General features: G+C 40.3%; 11 protein-coding genes. 3 read left to right on the plus strand and 8 right to left on the minus strand.

Translation table 11 applies throughout. The features are described from left to right. Positions 1-19: 19 nt before the first annotated feature. The 8 genes from IEE83_RS26240 to IEE83_RS26275 all read right to left on the minus strand — a co-directional run bounded on the left by IEE83_RS26240 (position 20) and on the right by IEE83_RS26275 (position 12,727). The gene (locus tag IEE83_RS26240) at positions 20-1,447 is read right to left on the minus strand and encodes an APC family permease (protein ID WP_194123724.1); all 1,428 of its coding nucleotides are present in this window, start codon (positions 1,445-1,447) and stop codon (positions 20-22) included. Between the two features lie 50 nt (positions 1,448-1,497). After that, positions 1,498-3,309: a DUF885 family protein gene (locus IEE83_RS26245; protein WP_194123725.1), complete on the minus strand. Its 1,812-nt coding sequence runs from the start codon at positions 3,307-3,309 to the stop codon at positions 1,498-1,500. Positions 3,310-3,430: 121 nt separating this feature from the next. Then, on the minus strand, positions 3,431-4,693 hold the full coding sequence (locus IEE83_RS26250) for an NAD(P)/FAD-dependent oxidoreductase (RefSeq protein WP_194123726.1): 1,263 nt from the start codon (positions 4,691-4,693) through the stop codon (positions 3,431-3,433). Between the two features lie 180 nt (positions 4,694-4,873). Continuing rightward, positions 4,874-5,872, minus strand: coding sequence for a 4-hydroxyproline epimerase (locus IEE83_RS26255; protein WP_194123727.1), 999 nt, complete (start codon positions 5,870-5,872; stop codon positions 4,874-4,876). Between the two features lie 80 nt (positions 5,873-5,952). Beyond that, complete coding sequence (locus tag IEE83_RS26260) at positions 5,953-7,452, minus strand: aldehyde dehydrogenase (NADP(+)) (protein ID WP_228102085.1); 1,500 nt, start codon at positions 7,450-7,452, stop codon at positions 5,953-5,955. Positions 7,453-7,635: 183 nt separating this feature from the next. Then, a complete protein-coding gene (locus IEE83_RS26265; protein ID WP_194123728.1) occupies positions 7,636-8,574 on the minus strand; it encodes a dihydrodipicolinate synthase family protein in 939 nt (312 codons plus the stop codon). 192 nt (positions 8,575-8,766) lie between these two features. Further along, a complete protein-coding gene (locus tag IEE83_RS26270; protein ID WP_194123729.1) occupies positions 8,767-10,722 on the minus strand; it encodes a DUF3857 domain-containing transglutaminase family protein in 1,956 nt (651 codons plus the stop codon). 10 nt (positions 10,723-10,732) lie between these two features. Further along, positions 10,733-12,727 carry a transglutaminase family protein gene (locus tag IEE83_RS26275; RefSeq protein ID WP_194123730.1) on the minus strand — a complete coding sequence of 665 codons (1,995 nt, stop codon included), beginning with the start codon at positions 12,725-12,727 and terminating at the stop codon, positions 10,733-10,735. A gap of 260 nt (positions 12,728-12,987) precedes the next feature. Between IEE83_RS26275 and IEE83_RS26280 the strand changes: the two genes are divergently transcribed. The 3 genes from IEE83_RS26280 to IEE83_RS26290 all read left to right on the plus strand — a co-directional run bounded on the left by IEE83_RS26280 (position 12,988) and on the right by IEE83_RS26290 (position 16,061). Then, the gene (locus tag IEE83_RS26280) at positions 12,988-14,082 is read left to right on the plus strand and encodes a Gfo/Idh/MocA family protein (protein WP_194123731.1); all 1,095 of its coding nucleotides are present in this window, start codon (positions 12,988-12,990) and stop codon (positions 14,080-14,082) included. A 227-nt stretch (positions 14,083-14,309) separates the two neighbouring features. Next, positions 14,310-14,924: an RNA polymerase sigma factor gene (locus tag IEE83_RS26285; RefSeq protein ID WP_194123732.1), complete on the plus strand. Its 615-nt coding sequence runs from the start codon at positions 14,310-14,312 to the stop codon at positions 14,922-14,924. Between the two features lie 138 nt (positions 14,925-15,062). Next, entirely contained in the window at positions 15,063-16,061 is a 999-nt protein-coding gene (locus IEE83_RS26290; protein WP_194123733.1) for a FecR family protein, read from the plus strand. The last annotated feature ends 4 nt before the right edge of the window (positions 16,062-16,065 follow it).

Raw genomic sequence — 16,065 nt, forward strand, 5'->3', positions numbered from 1 at the left:
GTTTTTTTATAGTTAAGATTTAGGAAACAATTTCTTTTTTAGCGATCAGATAATAAACCGGAATTCCCAGTAAAACTATGATCAATCCCGGCCAGGTATATTCAGGCTTGAAGATGATAAGCAACACACAAAATGCCACACCCATCACGATATAAACAATTGGCAAAAATGGATAACCAAATGCTTTGTAAGGTCTGTCAGCATTGGGCATCTTTTTACGAAGTATGAAAATGCCAATGATGGTTAACATGTAGAAAACAACCACCACGAAGGAAATCATATCCAGAAGGTTACCATATTTCCCGCTTAAACTCCAAAGACAGGCAATCACACATTGTATCCACAAGCCAAATTCCGGAACTGAGTTTTTGTTCAGCTCTCCTACTTTTTTGAAAAACAAACCATCTTTTGCCATGGAATAGTAAACACGGGCTCCAGACATAATTAAACCATTATTACATCCAAAAGTGGAAACCATGATCATAATGGCAATAATGATTGTTCCTGAATTTCCGAAAATAACATGAGACGCGGCAACGGCAACACGATCTTTATCGGCTGACGCGATTTCGGGAAGCGACAAAACGCCGGTATACATGACGTTTGTCATTACATAAATTACGGTCACGATGATCGTGCCCAATGCAAGACTTAATCCAATATTACGCTGCGGGTTTTTAATTTCTCCCGCTATAAAAGTTACATTATTCCAGGAATCACTGCTAAAAATGGATCCAACCATAGATGCGGCAATAGCTCCGAAAGCGGCAAAAGTTGTGTAAGATTCTATACTTCCGTCAAGATTCAGTTTATGCAAATCCCACATCGTAGCCGAATCCCAGTTGATATGCCAGATCTCAGGTTTCATGAAAAGCAGACCGAAAACAATCAGTCCTAAAAGACTTAAAAGTTTCGCCAAAGTGAAGGTTGTCTGGATAATTTTGCCGCTGTTTACACCACGTGTATTAATAAACGTCAGCAGCACAATGACGACAATCGAAAGCAACTGCGCAGGCGTTATCTGCATAAATCCCAGGTCAATCGCTACCAGATCTTCACTGAAAACTGGCAACAGGTATGCTGTGAATTTTGCAAAAGCTACCGCAACCGCAGCAATTGTTGCTGTTTGAATTACGGTAAAAAAACTCCATCCGTAAAGAAAACTGATCAATGGATTGTAGGCTTCTTTCAGGTAGACATATTGTCCACCAGCTTTTGGAAACATCGCGCTTAATTCGCCGTAACTTAGTGCAGCGGTAAGGGTCATGAAACCTGTGATAAGCCACACGAACATCAGCCAGCCAACACTTCCTGTATTACGGGTGATATCTGCGCTTACTATAAAAATCCCGGAACCGATCATACTTCCGGCGACGAGCATGGTGGCATCTACAAGGCCAAGGGTAGGTTTAAACGAAGTAGTTTCTGACGTACTTTCTTGTGACATAAAAGGTTTGGATTTACTCAGGCTAGGTTTTGTTTCCCGAAGCTACAATATTATTTAGAACTATAAAATTTCCATTTCGTTTTAAAATCGCGACTAAGCGGCTGATTTATCAAAGTTGCTCTTAGCATCTCTACCGGAATATTGTTTTCCTTCATCATTAAATCATGGAATTTTTCATAGGTCATCTTGCCATTATCCACTAATTCATTCTTTAAGCTCCAAATCTGTAAACCGCCTAAAAGATAAGCTACCTGATAAAGAGGGCTATAACCGCCTTCGAAGGATCTTCTGACCTCGCCTTCGGCATTTGCCTTCTCATGCCCCACCCGATCGACCAGAAAATTGATACATTGCTGCGGTGTCCATTTGCCTAAATGATAGTTGAGCGAAAAAATAATCCGGGCACAACGATGCATCCGCCAAAACAACATTCCAATTCTTTCTTCAGGCGTTTTTGCAAATCCTTTATCATAAAGCAACAATTCCCAGTAAAGCGCCCAGCCTTCTGTATAAAACGGAGTTCTGAAACTTTCACGATAAGGCTTGTAGCGGCTACTCATATAATACTGCAAATGATGCCCTGGAACAAGTTCATGCTGGACGGTTCCTCTTGAAAAATAAGGATTATTGCCCCGCATACTCATCAGCTTATCCTCATGCGACATGGTACTTGTTGGATACGAAATGCTGATTTCCCTTCCTCCTGTAAAGAACGGATTTACCAATTGCCGCTGCGGCGTCATCATGATCATTCCCCAGGTTTCGTCGGCGATTGGAGGAATATCCATAAGATCATACTCTTTGATGAATCTTTGGGCATCGTTATAAAGTTTCAGAATTAATTCCGGTTGGGTTCCGGCAGGCACATAGCTGTTTTTTACTTTTTCCTGGGCACTTTTCCAATCGTCCTTAAAACCCATTTCCTGGGAAGCTTTTAGTAATTCTTTGTCGCACCAGGCAAATTCCTTATTTGCTATTTCGATTAAATCTTCCGGTGTGTAGTTGATCATTTCAACCTGAAGTTGTCGGATCAATTCTTCCCTTCCAATCGGCACGCCGGTGATTCCGCTGCCGTCATCTTTTTGGGAGGTTGTTAATTTTCCTTTGCTTTTTAGTAATTTGGCATAAGCCATTAAGGCACTGTCCAATGTTTCATAAGGCTCGGGAACCCACCAGGAATACAGGGGATCATAACCCTGATAAAAATCATTTACTCCTTTCAACCTTGCCTGAAGACCTTTCACCGCCTGCTCACTAAAAGAAGCCAGGGGCATATCCAGAAATTCAACTTTTTTCAGATTTTCTGAGGCCGTTTTTATTTCCTTATTTACTGAATTCAACATACCGGCAACTTCCTGTCCATTCACAGTTGCACCTCTTCTCCTGCTTTTTTCAAGCTGATATAACTTATCAGCAAACGGAATAAATTTCGTGATTTGTCCGTATTGTTTTTCTTCAATCGCCAGATCTCTTAAATGATCGTCAATATTTCTTTTCAACAATATATAATCCACTTTTCCATAAACACTCATGGCGTTAAAGTCCAGCTTACTAAGCTGATCCAGATAATTGTTATCAATTTCAATACCTCTTTTACGCTGTTCCGGGGAATTTAAAGGTTGGTTGCGACTGTAACTGGCATAACCGCCGCGTCCCTGAATCACCGGAGAATAAAAATCCCGGATCGCAATCAGATCCTGTTCGTATTGAATGACAAGTCCGGCTGTTTCGCTGGTTTGACTGTACAGATTGAATTTGTCGGAAGTTTGGGCAGTTACATTTTCAATTTTTCCCAAACAAAAAAGAAAACTAAAAAGAAGACAATAACAAGAAGTGAGTCTTTGAACGTCGAGGTGTTTCATTGTAACAATTTAATAGTCAGGAATATAATTCTAAAAAAGTAAATCTTCTTCAATGAATTGAAACTAAAAAGGCGGGTATTTTTTTGAAAAACACCCGCCTTTGAAATACTAAAATCAGCTGCTAATTATATCGCTGTGGATCGTAAACCGAAATCTTGATGGAAGTCGATTTTCTGTCTGCCAGCTCTGCTACCACTTTTCCGGTTGCAGGGCCCAGACTTATGCCCATCATTCCATGCCCGCCGGCAACGATCAGATTTTTCAATTTTTTACTATAACCAAGATAAGGTAATCCATCCGGAGAACAAGGGCGGAAACCATACCAGATATCTTTTACTTCCGGCAATTCTGTTTTCAGATCCGAATAATATTCAGGAATTGAATTGACAATACCTTCCACACGATTCATATTCACTTTGTCATTCACCGGCGCAATTTCCATCGTTCCGCCAAAACGAACTTTTCCGTTCATAGGCGTTACGGCAACTCTTGCTTCGATCAATAAAGATGGATGAATGATTTCATGTTCGGAATTGGATTCCATAAATGAATAACCTTTTCCCGGCATGACTGGAATCGTTAATCCTGCCAATTTTGAAAGTTGTGGAAGCCAGGTTCCGCCTGTCATTACAACCAGATCTCCTTCGAAATTTCCGGCTTTCGTTTGTACTGATTTTATTTCACCCCCTTTGATATTAAAACCGGTAACCTCACTGTTTGTTTTTATTTCGCCGCCATTTTTTGTAACATATTCCATCAACTGAGGAATCAGCGCGTTTGGATATAAATGCGCATCACAACGATAATGAACCGCTCCGATCACATCCAGATTTGCATTTGGCTCCAAAGCCTGAACTTGTTCCTTGTTTAATACATCAACATTTAAACCTAATTTTTGTGCATCACGGCCTACATGGATTTCTTCTTCTCCTGCTTTTTCTGTTTTGTAAAGCATCAGAATCCCTTTTGTTTCAAGACCAAAATTAAAACCAGGTTCCTTTGCAAGATCTCTGTAAAGCTGACGGCTCAACAAATGATAATCACGAAGAAAAGGAGCTGAATGCTCTACATGACTTGCCGTAGCGCTTTTCATGAATTTCAAACCCCAGGAAATCAGCGAAAAATCCAGCGAAGGTTTTACATAAAACGGACTGTGACTATCGAACATCCATTTGATACCTTTCGAAATCATTCCGGGCGCAGCCAGAGGAATAAAGTGACTTGGAACAATCATCCCGGCGTTGCCAAAAGAACAATTATTTGTCATATCACCTTTATCCAGCAACGTTACTTTCCATCCGCTTTTCAGCAAATAATAAGCAGAAGCCAAACCCATAATACCGCCTCCGATAATGACAACTTTTCCCTTTTCTACTGATTCCATGATTTTATTAGCCGTTAGCGTTTAAGCTGTTAGCCTTATGGCTACCGGGTTTAATTTACAATTTAATGTTGTATCAATTGAATTAATTATAATATTATTTTACTAAGTTTTATAATTAATTCAACCAAATTTAGAAAAGACGATGAGGCTAAAAGCCAATAGCTAATAGCCAAAACCTCCTCAAATTACCTGAAAACCATAAGCATACGGATCGTCATCATCGATGATAATCGTGTTATACCCCGTCACCATCGCCCAACCTTCAATACCGGGAATGATAGCAGGTTTATCGCCGATTGTTACTTCATCTTCAACGGTTCCGATAAACTTGGAGCCGATGATACTTTCGTGAATGAATTTATCGCCTTTTTTCAATTTGCCTTTTGCATGCCACTGCGCCATACGCGCCGAAGTTCCGGTTCCGCAAGGTGACCTGTCAATTGCTTTGTCGCCATAGAAAACAGCGTTTCTTGCGGTTGACGTTGGATCCAAGACGGCGCCAGCCCATAAGAAATGGCTAAGTCCGTTGATATGTTCGTTTTCAGGATGAACAAAAGTATACTGCTCATTCATACGTTTCCGGCAAACACGGCTCCAACTGATCAGCTGATCCGCTGTATAATTTTCCAGCCCTTCGAAATTTTCCTGTGGATCAACGATCGCGTAGAAATTTCCACCGTAAGAAACATCAACCGTCAACGTCCCCAGATCAGGGCATTCAACCGTTAATTTTTCAGCTGCTAAAAAGGATTTTATATTGACCAGTTTAACTGATTTTACTTTTTTCCCTTCCTGTACATATTCTACAAGCACAAGTCCGGCTGGTGTTTCCAATCTCAGTTTTCCAGGAACTTTTGGTGTTACCAATCCTTCTTCGATGGCAATAGTAACAGTTCCAATTGTTCCGTGTCCGCACATGGGCAGACAACCGCTGGTTTCAATATATAAAACGCCGATATCATTTTCAGGATCAACGGGCGGGTACAGAATACTTCCGCTCATCATATCATGACCGCGCGGTTCAAACATTAAACCTTTTCTGATCCAGTCAAATTCTCTCAAAAAATGAAGTCTGCGCTCCATCATACTATTGCCTTGCAGCAACGGCCCGCCGCCGGCAACCACTCTCACAGGATTGCCGCAGGTGTGGGCATCTATACAGAAAAAAGTTTTACGCATATATTATTGGCTTTCGGCCGTCGGCAATCAGCTGTCGGCTTTCAAGATTTAAACACTTTGAAATGCTAATGAAGGACACGTTAACCGACCGCCGAAAGCTGATCGCCGACAGCCTTCTTTGTTTTTTCATTATTAACAGTCCGCCAGATATTCAGCGGATTGGCATTTTGCAATTCTTCCGGTAGAAATTCATCCGGCCAATTCTGGAAGCTTAATGGTCTTACAAAACGCTTGATGGAATCAGCACCGACAGAAGTGAATGCGCTGTTGCTTGAAGAAGGAAATGGTCCACCGTGATGCATTGATTTCACTACTTCAACGCCCGTTGGATAATTATTGAATAAAATCCTCCCGCATTTCGTCTGCAACAGGGAGACAATTTCTTCCTGAGCAGCCAGATCTTGGTTTGTTGCAAAAAGAGAAACCGTCAGCTGTCCTTCAATTTTCTCAGTAACCGCCAACATTTCTGACGCATCTTTACATTGAACGATTAATGCAAAGGGGCCAAAAACTTCATGAAGCAAAGCCGGATTTACCAATAACTCAACACCCGCAACGGTTGCTACTGTTGGAATACCCTGTCCTTCTGCTGCCTCAGTTTCAGAAACTGCAAGAACTTCAACACCCGACTGTCCGATTACTTTTTCACGACTTTCAGAATATCCAGCCGCGATTTTTTTATTAAGCATTACACCCGGAGCAATTTTTACAATTTCTCCTTTTAATTCTTCTATAAACTGATTCAATTCTTCACCAGCAATTCCGATTACTAATCCCGGATTAGTACAAAATTGGCCAACACCTAAAGTCAGTGAACCGGCATATTGTTTTGCCAATTCCTGAGGAACTGTGCTCAATTTATTTGGTAATAAATACAAAGGATTTACACTGCCCATTTCTGCAAAAACAGGAATTGGTTCCGGGCGCTCATTGGCAAGATCTACCAAAGCTTTTCCTCCACGGTACGAACCTGTAAATCCAACTGCTTTGATCAGCGGATGACTTACCAGTTGCTGACCAGTTTCGTATGTTGAGCTGTAAACATGTGCAAAAGTACCTTCCGGCATTCCGCTTTTTTCAGCTGCACGGGAAATTGCATCTGCCATAATTCCCGAAGTGATCGGGTGACCTTCATGCGCTTTCACGATAACCGGACAACCGGCAGCAATAGCACTTGCCGTATCACCACCCGCCGTTGAAAATGCAAATGGAAAATTACTTGCACCAAAAACAGCAACAGGCCCTAATGGAACTGCTGTTTTTCTTAGATCAGGTTTTGGAGGCGTACGTTCTGCATTGACTGTATCAATACTTGCGTCAAGAGAATCGCCACGTTCAACGGCATCAGCATAACTGCGCCATTGGAATATTGTTCTGCTTTTTTCTCCTGTCAAACGAGCCTCCGGCAAATTGGATTCCTTCTGAGCCGTCTGGATTAATTCAGGACCTAATGCTTCAATTTCATCAGCCACGGCACGCATAAAAGCGACACGTTTCTGAATCGAAAATTTCTTGCTTATCAAAAAAGCTTCGTGCGCTTTTTCAACTATTTTGTTTAATTCTTCTTTTGAGATATCCATTGTTTTGTAACTTTTACCTGTTTGCTAAGCATTTAGAATTTGATTTCTTTCGAGCTCCCTTTGAAGCTCTTCTTATAGCTTAGTACTGGATATCAATAAATCTGGCTACGTTCAGCGTTCCTAATTTTCATCAAATCAGGAACACTGAACGAATTTCTAACGAAAATCCTGGAATAAGAAATACTAAACCAGAGATGAATCCGCTACCAGATTAAGATACTCAGGTAACACAGGTTGTGTTTCAATTGCTTTATTAATAATCGCCAAAACTTTTTCTCTTTCTGCACCATCCAGAACCAATCTTGGCGCTCTTACAAACTCAGAACCGATTCCGGCAAGTGTAGCAGCAAGTTTGATATTTTGTACCAGTTTAGGATGAATATCAAGTTCCAAAAGAGGAAGATACCATCTGTAAACGGCAAGTGCTTCTTTATACTGGCCTGCTTTCACAAGGTTGAAAATCGCAACAGTTTCTTTTGGGAATGCATCAACCAATCCACCAACAACTCCGTCAGCGCCCAGCATTACTTCTTCCATGATCAACGTATCAACACCACAGAAAACCTTGAAACGATCTCCGAAACGGTTAAAAATACGTGTTACATTACTTACATCACGCGTTGATTCCTTGATCGCCTGAATGTTTGGATAAGCAGATAATTGCTCAAACATATCCAGCGTTACTTCAATTTTATAATCAACAGGATTGTTGTAGATCATCAAAGGCAAAGCAGTATTCTGTGCGATTGTTGAAAAATAAACAACCGTTTCATGATCATCCGCTTTATAACGCATCGGAGGCAAAACCATCAATCCGTCTGCGCCGATTGCTTCTGCCTGTTTGGCGATGCTTACTGCTACAAAAGTGGATTGTTCTGCAATACACAATACAACCGGCATTCCGGCAGGAAGTGATTTCTTAGCATACTTTACCAATTCGAATTTCTCCTCGGTTGTCAAAGTACTTGCTTCTCCTAACGATCCTGCAACAATAACACCGGTAATTCCAGCTTCAACCTGAGCTGAAAGATTTTTTTCGAACAGATCAAAATCGATTGTGTCGTCAGCGTTAAACGGAGTTACGAGTGCAGGAAATATACCCTGCCATGATGCCTTGTTCATAATATATATTTTGGTAAAATTAAGAATTCTGATTTTTAACAAAGGTAATCTGCCGATTCGCCGGAAACATTTCTAGTATTAATCAATAATACACAGATTTTAACATAAATGCAGTTGCCTCATACCTAATAAGTCATGAAACAACTGCAAAAATTTGAAAATGTCAATATTGGTAAAAAATTACTGCAAGACTCAGCTTTTTGTCTCAATAAATACCACCTGTGCACGGTCAGCTTTTCTGACTTTCTTGATAAAATCAATCCATTTCGGATAATCTGCTGCTGCAAAACGGCCTCCTTTGATGACCATTTTTCTTGAATAAATAAGCTTGTTATTATCAAAAGCGGTTTTGATAACAAAAGACCCGAAAACCGATTCTATCTGAAAAGCCGGGAGCGTTGTTTCCGGTTTTAAGCCAGCCGGTATTTCAAAAGACAAACTATCAGAATCCGAAATATCATATTCGGATGATGGAAGATAGAAATCGCCGGTGCGCTCTGATGTATTGGAAGGCAAGTCGAGTGATCTTGTCAGCAGGTTTGGTTTTACAAACAAACGCGGTCCCGTTTTGGTCGCACAGTTTTTTACTTTCAAATCCAGATTTTCAGAAATAACCGGAATTACTTCTTTTCCCTTTGCATATTCAAATTTATCCAGTTCCAGATTTGGCAGTTCCAGATGATTCAGAAGCCATTTTTTCTGTTCTTCCTGGCTGTAATTATGAAACAGACGCTCCCGTGATTCCTGCTGAAGGCCCTTATATTCCGTACGAACCAGCAGGTGACCATTTCCGTTTTCATCCAGTTTTACATTCGTGAAACGGTTTCTTTGATTCTGGCCGGAATCATAGTAATGTGTTGAAACAAGTTTTCCGCCTTCGGGCATGACAAGAAGTGCCTGCCGGTTTCCGGTAAAAGTTCCCATAAAATTAGCCGCGGTTGTCTGGCTCGTACACTCCAGCCAGATCGTATCTTTTGGCAAAGGAATACACGCGATGACATGATTAAACTGGCTGCTTGGAAAATCCGGATTCATTTCCGCATCTTCGCCTGCACGTACCAAAGCTGCGTAGGAAGGAATTCCTGCCTGCTTCAAAGTTGCAACCATAAAATTTGTCAGAGCCTTACAATCACCATAACCTTTATTGGCAACCGTCGTCGCATCAATTGTCTGCCATCCTCCGATACCAAGCTGAATGCTGACATAACGTGTTCTGGACTGCATCCATTTGTAAAGTGCCAATACCTTTTCCCTGTCCGTTTTCGAATCTTTTATAACGTTTTTAATCTCGGCAACCGTCGCAGCCGGTAAAACATCACGGTTCTTATTCAGGATATAGTAAAACTTACTTAAGTCTTCCCACCGGTTAAAATTTCCGGCATATTCCTGAATTTCAAAATCCGAAGGTGCGGTTAAAACCATCGGCAAAAACTCATTGTCCGGCAACGCATAAGATTCTGTTTTAATAACCGGCTTATTTTCCAACACCCATTCATAAACCGGCAACCCATCCGTATCTGAGGACTTTTTCAGTACCGGTATACCATTATATTCCTTATATCTGAATACAAATCCTGCCGGCGTCTTTATCTTGAATTTCGATTTTTCAACAGCATTTTTCTTTGCATTTATCGGAATCCATTTGGGATAAAACATCATATTTCTATCCCTGGTCTCATAATTAAATTCAATCGTGTAAGGATACGGATAACTTTTTTTTCCAAAATCCACCAGCTTAAATCGGGCATCTGAAATATCGTCACCCGCAGCCCCGTAACTATAATCTTTTATGTCAGAACCTTTCAGTTTTTTCAGTGGTTTTCCGGAAGCGTCATAAATGGCGCCTTCCATATCCGTTATTTTTGTGAATTTGTCGTAACCGACCACCATCTGATTATGCTCGTCTTCTCCTTTTTCATTAAGTATTGTCACAGCAAAACGGTGATGAAGCTTTGCCTCGCTTTTAGACAAAATTTCAAAATAATCTTCCTCTAAACGGATTACCGCATTGGCGTCTGTCAATAATAAAGGATTGATTTTATTAACATTAAAGTCCGATTGAGCAGAAGCCAAGTGGAAAGTTCCAAACAGTAAAAACGACAGAAAAACAATTTTTCCAACTGGATTTAAAATCTTTATTAAGGTCATGGCGTATCAATTATTTCTTCTTTTTAAGCACAAGAGGCTGTGCATGTTTCTTCACAATCCTGTCATAGAATTCCCGGAGCAGCTCATATTCTTCCGCTGAAAAACTTGGCCGGTTTAGCATTACTATACTATTGACAGAAATCATATTTTCGTTCTGCTTAATCTGATATGCAAATTTACCTGCCTTTTCAGGAAGTGTGATAATCTCGACTTTTGGAATTTCTTCAATATAGTAACCGTCCGGAATCTTGAAATTTCCCATAAAACTGGTACTGCTGCCCGCCGTAAAATCGACCGGATAAATTCGAGTTGGGGCTTTAAAAGGATTTTCTTTTATTCTTCCTGTGAGCATTGGATTGAAATAAAAAGTTTCCGGATTTCCTCCATCGCTGTCAATTTCAAAATCGTAACTGATTTCAACCGATTCCGACAATCTTTCATTCTTATTGTTAACCTTGAAATTGTCGATTTCCCATTCCGGATTTTGCTTTTTCACCAGGTCAGAATAGGTACTTTCAGGTTCCAGTACATATTTATCGCGCCATCTCAAAGCTTCGTAACCACCAAGTGAAATGGAATATTTTCCTTTCAAAGTACCATCGACTGGGGAAATATCAGCCTCGATCTTTTCAAGTCGGCTCAGCATTAATTTCGGTGTCAGATTTATAAAACTTCCTTCATTCTTTTCAGGCACTATTCTCCCGATACCGGCCAGAGCAAATTCAGGCAAAACACCTGGGACTGTATTCCGCTGTGTCGCATCCAGTAAAAATGTTTTCTCTCCGATTTTCACATGACTTACTACATAATCAAATCCTTCAAGTAACGGAATTGATTCAAAAACCCGGCCATTAGAGCGTGTACTTAAAACCAGTGGATCTGCTTCAATATCCAGTTCTCTCAATAATCCTGTAAGCATCAGGTTGATATCACTTACATTCCCCTTTTTATTTTCAAAAGCTTTTTTAACGCCATCTTTGGAAGCAAGTCCTCCATTCCCGTCCCACTTGATATTTTGCTGAATATAGGCATAAGCCAGATTCATTTTTTCAGTAGGATCAGTACTTTTCTTGACGATTTCAGCCTTAATTTCTTTTATAAAAGCAAATTTTTTCAGCTGACCGCCAAAGCCGCCATCCATCAAAAGTGTTCTGTCGACATCCTTCCATTCCTGTGAATAATTTTTAACCGTTTCTCCCGGGATTGAAATGCTGGATAGTTCAAAACTGATTTTGGAAACATAATCACCCGGCGTTGTAATAAACGATTCATTAGAAAACGCAGGCGAATTTTTTACGACAAGACGGTAAGCCATCCCGTCACCATTTAATCGTGATGTACCGATATTGATGGGCACTGATTCTCTTTTACTGATATAGAGCGGCACGTAACCCGCCATATTGATCTTGTAATACAACATGTTGGGGATTGTGATATTGTATTCACTCCATTTCGCTGGAATTGTGCTCTGGAAAGTCCATGTATCGGGTTTATCCTTAAAATTCAGCGGTGTTGTTTTGGTGTAGGAATATTCGATAACCGATCCCTTCCTAACATTCTGAAGATTAAATTTACAACCGTAATATTTGCTTGAAATCTTTTCTCTGATGATGGATTTCCTTGTCAAATTTGTCGTTTCAATTTTGTTCCCTACAAGGTTATACGTGTAACCTTCAATATCAGAAATCGTTTCGTCTTTTATGAAACTCCCCGACTCGCCATACGGAATGGAAACGGAGGCTCTGTCCAATGCGGATTCTTTCAGGATTTTTATCCGGACCCAAAATTTGGCAATCATCACCAAACCGATCTGGTCCACATACGAAAACTGGACGTTGCCATAATCATAAAGAAATACGGCATCGGCGGTACTATCTTCCGGATAAGCTGTCATTTCGAGCGATGCCCGGTCAATTAATCCAAGTTTGGGTTTGAAATCTTCCTGTGAAAAGGCTTTGGCAGTAAAGAGAAACACGGCCAGAAAAGTGCAGATACTAATTTTCATTCCCGCCCGGAATGGGGGGAAAACTTTGCTAAAACTATATGTCATCTGATAAGAGGTGGTAAATTTCGTGCATTATGCAACCTTTAGTTCATTTAAAAAAGAAGATATTGCAATTTTTATTTTACGTGACTTTGTTCCGTAAATTTTGTCGCTCGTAACCGAACCGCTTTGAACGGATATTTCCCTAAAACGGATTTAAATCGCTAATTTTGGGGTTAATATTCCTATCAACCCAATATCATTAAACAATAACATTTCGTATGTCTGCTTCGATGAATGAAAATCCGTTGCGCGTCCTTGTGGTCGGCTGTGGTAATATGGGCGCATCACACGCCATTGCTTATCAATTGTCTGACGATTTCGAAATTTGCGGAATCGTATCGACCGGTAAAAGCAAAGAAGTTTTAAATGAAAAACTTGGTGGCGGTTATGCTTTATACAGTGATTATGAAACTGCATTAAATGAAACAAAACCGGATGCCGTTTGCATTTCCACTTATCCTGATACGCATGAAAGTTTTGCAATCCAGGCGTTAGAATCCGGTGCCCATGTTTTTATTGAAAAACCATTGGCGGCTTCGGTTGAAGGTGCCAAAAGAGTTGTGGCAGCTGCGAAAGAAGCGGGCAAAAAAGTAGTGGTTGGATATATTCTGCGTCACCATCCGTCGTGGGAACGTTTTGTAAAAGAAGCCCAGAATATCGGAAAACCTTTGGTAATGCGCATGAACCTGAATCAGCAAAGCCACGGCTATATGTGGACGGTCCATCGTAATTTAATGAAAAGCCTTAGTCCGATTGTGGATTGTGGTGTTCATTATATTGATGTAATGTGCCAGATGACACGCTCAAAACCGATTCGTGTAAATGCGATTGGAGCCCGTCTGACAGACGATATTCCGGAAGGAAATTACAATTATGGTCAGCTCCAAATCTGGTTTGAAGATGGCTCCGTTGGCTGGTATGAAGCGGGTTGGGGACCGATGATCAGTGAAACGGCATTTTTTGTAAAAGATGTGATCGGACCAAAAGGTTCTGTTTCCATAGTTGCGAAAGATGCAGGCGGAGCAGGAAAATCTTCATCTGTTGAAGCGCATACAAAAACGGAATCCATCCGTGTACACCATGCGGCTTTGAATGATAAGGATGAATTTGTAAATGAAGACAGCTGGATCAACCTGGAAGACGAACCTGATCACCAGGAATTGTGTAACCGCGAACAGGCTTATTTCCTGAAAGCTGTAAAAGAAGATATCGATCTGACAGATCATTTGGAAGATGCCGTAACGAGCTTACAAATTGCATTTGCCTGTGACGAATCCGTACGTAATGGCGGTATAGTAATTGATCTGGTTTAAGTAATATTATTGTATTTTTTGATCTCCTGTTAAAAATTGCTGTTTTAACAAACAGTTAATTTTTGGCAGGAGATTTTTTTTGCAAACGTTTGCAATGGGGTTTTAATCTTAATATTAAAATAGTATTTAAATATTCTATTTATTTATTATAATATTGCCATGATTTATTAAGATTTTGACATATCTACCAAAAATCATTCTCATATCCTGACAAACAGCTGCAAACCATGAGAACAAAGCGGATTCAGTTTAAAGAATTTAGTGATGAAGAGCTCCTCTTCGAAATCAAGTGTGACAACCATCACGCTTTCGAAGAATTATACCGCCGATATTTTTACAGAATTCTAAATGACGCTTTTAAAAGACTTCGCGATCGCGATCAGTCTGAAGAACTTGTTCAGGAGCTATTTGTTAATATTTGGCTTAAAAGGCATCAAATTGTAGTTGCTAAAACGTTTGACGCGTACATTCACACGTCTTTGCGCAATGCCGTAATTTCATTTTTTCGCAAAAATGACAAGGTTGCAGAATATCCTGCGAACTATGCAGAACAGGAAGACAAGCAGGCGACCTATGAAGAAATTGCTTACAATGATCTGAAAACTGCCTACGATCAAAGTGTTTCTGATTTACCAGAAAAATGCCGTGTTGCTTACGAATTATTTGAAAGCGGAATGTCCATCCAGGAAATTGCCGTTTCTACCAATGTTTCTCCAAAAACTATTGAAAGTCACCTTTTAAAAGCCCGGAATACAATTCGTCAGCAACTGCGTGATTTTTCCACGGCATCTTATTTCACCTTCATAGTCAGTCTGTTAGAGCAAACTTTTGATCTAATTTGAGATTAAAATCACATTAAATAAAAAAATTTAACCTTTTTTTATAATTCAACTAAGGTATCGGAGCCTCTTGTACGTCCTTGTACAAAAGGCTCTTTTTTGTATTAATCCGATTTAATTTTATCCAAAACAAATGCACTCATGAAGAAACCTCTATCATCTGAATTGCTGGATAAATATTTGAATGGAACTTGTACACCTGAGGAGCGGGAAGAAGTGGAAAACTGGTACCAGTCATTTGAATCAACGCCGGACATTAATAAAATTTTTCCTGAGATTAAAAATGAAAGCTATTCACAATCAATTTTTGACAGAATCCGGTCACAAATAAAATCACAGGAAGCAGATCAAAAAAATACATGGAAGCTGATCGGCGCTAAACAGTGGTACTGGTATTTGGCAGCTTCCGTTATGATCGGAATAGGCGTATCATTTCTGTTCAAAAAAAACAATATTTCATATAGTTCAAAATCAGCACTTGCCGAAGCAAAAACACTATTTCTTGAAAATAAAACAAGCAAAATCCAGCTCCGCCATTTACCTGACAGCAGCAAAGTCTGGCTGAATCCGGGATCAAGAATTTCTTATTCGAATAAATACGGTACCAAAGTCAGGGAAATCAACCTGGAAGGGGAAGCCTTTTTTGACGTTACCCGAAACACTTCCAGACCTTTTATTATCCATACCGGAAAAATGACGACGGAAGTTTTGGGGACCAGCTTCAATGTGCAGGCCAGAAAAGGCAGCAAGCATTTTGAAGTTTCTGTTGTAAGCGGAACTGTTTCTGTAAGCGGTCCGGAAGGGAAAGAAATCATTAAAGCAAGGCAACAAGTACAGTTTGACCCGACTTCCGGAAAATTGAATCCGTTAAAAAGGACAGCGCTGACACCATTTCAGATATGGGAACCTGTTACCATAAACTTTGACTGGGTGAGTGTTCAAGACGTTACCAACCGGCTCCAGGAAATGTTTGCGGTTCAGGTCGAATTTGAAAATGATGCTATCAAAAACTGCTTTTTACGTGCCGATTTCACCAACATGCGACTGCCCGTCATCATGGATTTATTATGCCAGTCAGTAGGCGCAACCTACACAATCGATAATGGCAAAATCCGCCTCTATGGCGCTGGTTGCGATTAAAACA

This window comes from Dyadobacter subterraneus, assembly GCF_015221875.1.
GTDB classification, from domain to species: Bacteria; Bacteroidota; Bacteroidia; order Cytophagales; family Spirosomataceae; genus Dyadobacter; species Dyadobacter subterraneus.

Bases quoted from the DNA above. Each gene is read 5' to 3' on its own strand.
- IEE83_RS26240 (WP_194123724.1), bottom strand. From the start codon at position 1,447: ATGTCACAAGAAAGTACGTCAGAAACTACTTCGTTTAAACCTACCCTT.
- IEE83_RS26245 (WP_194123725.1), bottom strand. From the start codon at position 3,309: ATGAAACACCTCGACGTTCAAAGACTCACTTCTTGTTATTGTCTTCTT.
- IEE83_RS26250 (WP_194123726.1), bottom strand. From the start codon at position 4,693: ATGGAATCAGTAGAAAAGGGAAAAGTTGTCATTATCGGAGGCGGTATT.
- IEE83_RS26255 (WP_194123727.1), bottom strand. From the start codon at position 5,872: ATGCGTAAAACTTTTTTCTGTATAGATGCCCACACCTGCGGCAATCCT.
- IEE83_RS26260 (WP_228102085.1), bottom strand. From the start codon at position 7,452: ATGGATATCTCAAAAGAAGAATTAAACAAAATAGTTGAAAAAGCGCAC.
- IEE83_RS26265 (WP_194123728.1), bottom strand. From the start codon at position 8,574: ATGAACAAGGCATCATGGCAGGGTATATTTCCTGCACTCGTAACTCCG.
- IEE83_RS26270 (WP_194123729.1), bottom strand. From the start codon at position 10,722: ATGACCTTAATAAAGATTTTAAATCCAGTTGGAAAAATTGTTTTTCTG.
- IEE83_RS26275 (WP_194123730.1), bottom strand. From the start codon at position 12,727: ATGAAAATTAGTATCTGCACTTTTCTGGCCGTGTTTCTCTTTACTGCC.
- IEE83_RS26280 (WP_194123731.1), top strand. From the start codon at position 12,988: ATGTCTGCTTCGATGAATGAAAATCCGTTGCGCGTCCTTGTGGTCGGC.
- IEE83_RS26285 (WP_194123732.1), top strand. From the start codon at position 14,310: ATGAGAACAAAGCGGATTCAGTTTAAAGAATTTAGTGATGAAGAGCTC.
- IEE83_RS26290 (WP_194123733.1), top strand. From the start codon at position 15,063: ATGAAGAAACCTCTATCATCTGAATTGCTGGATAAATATTTGAATGGA.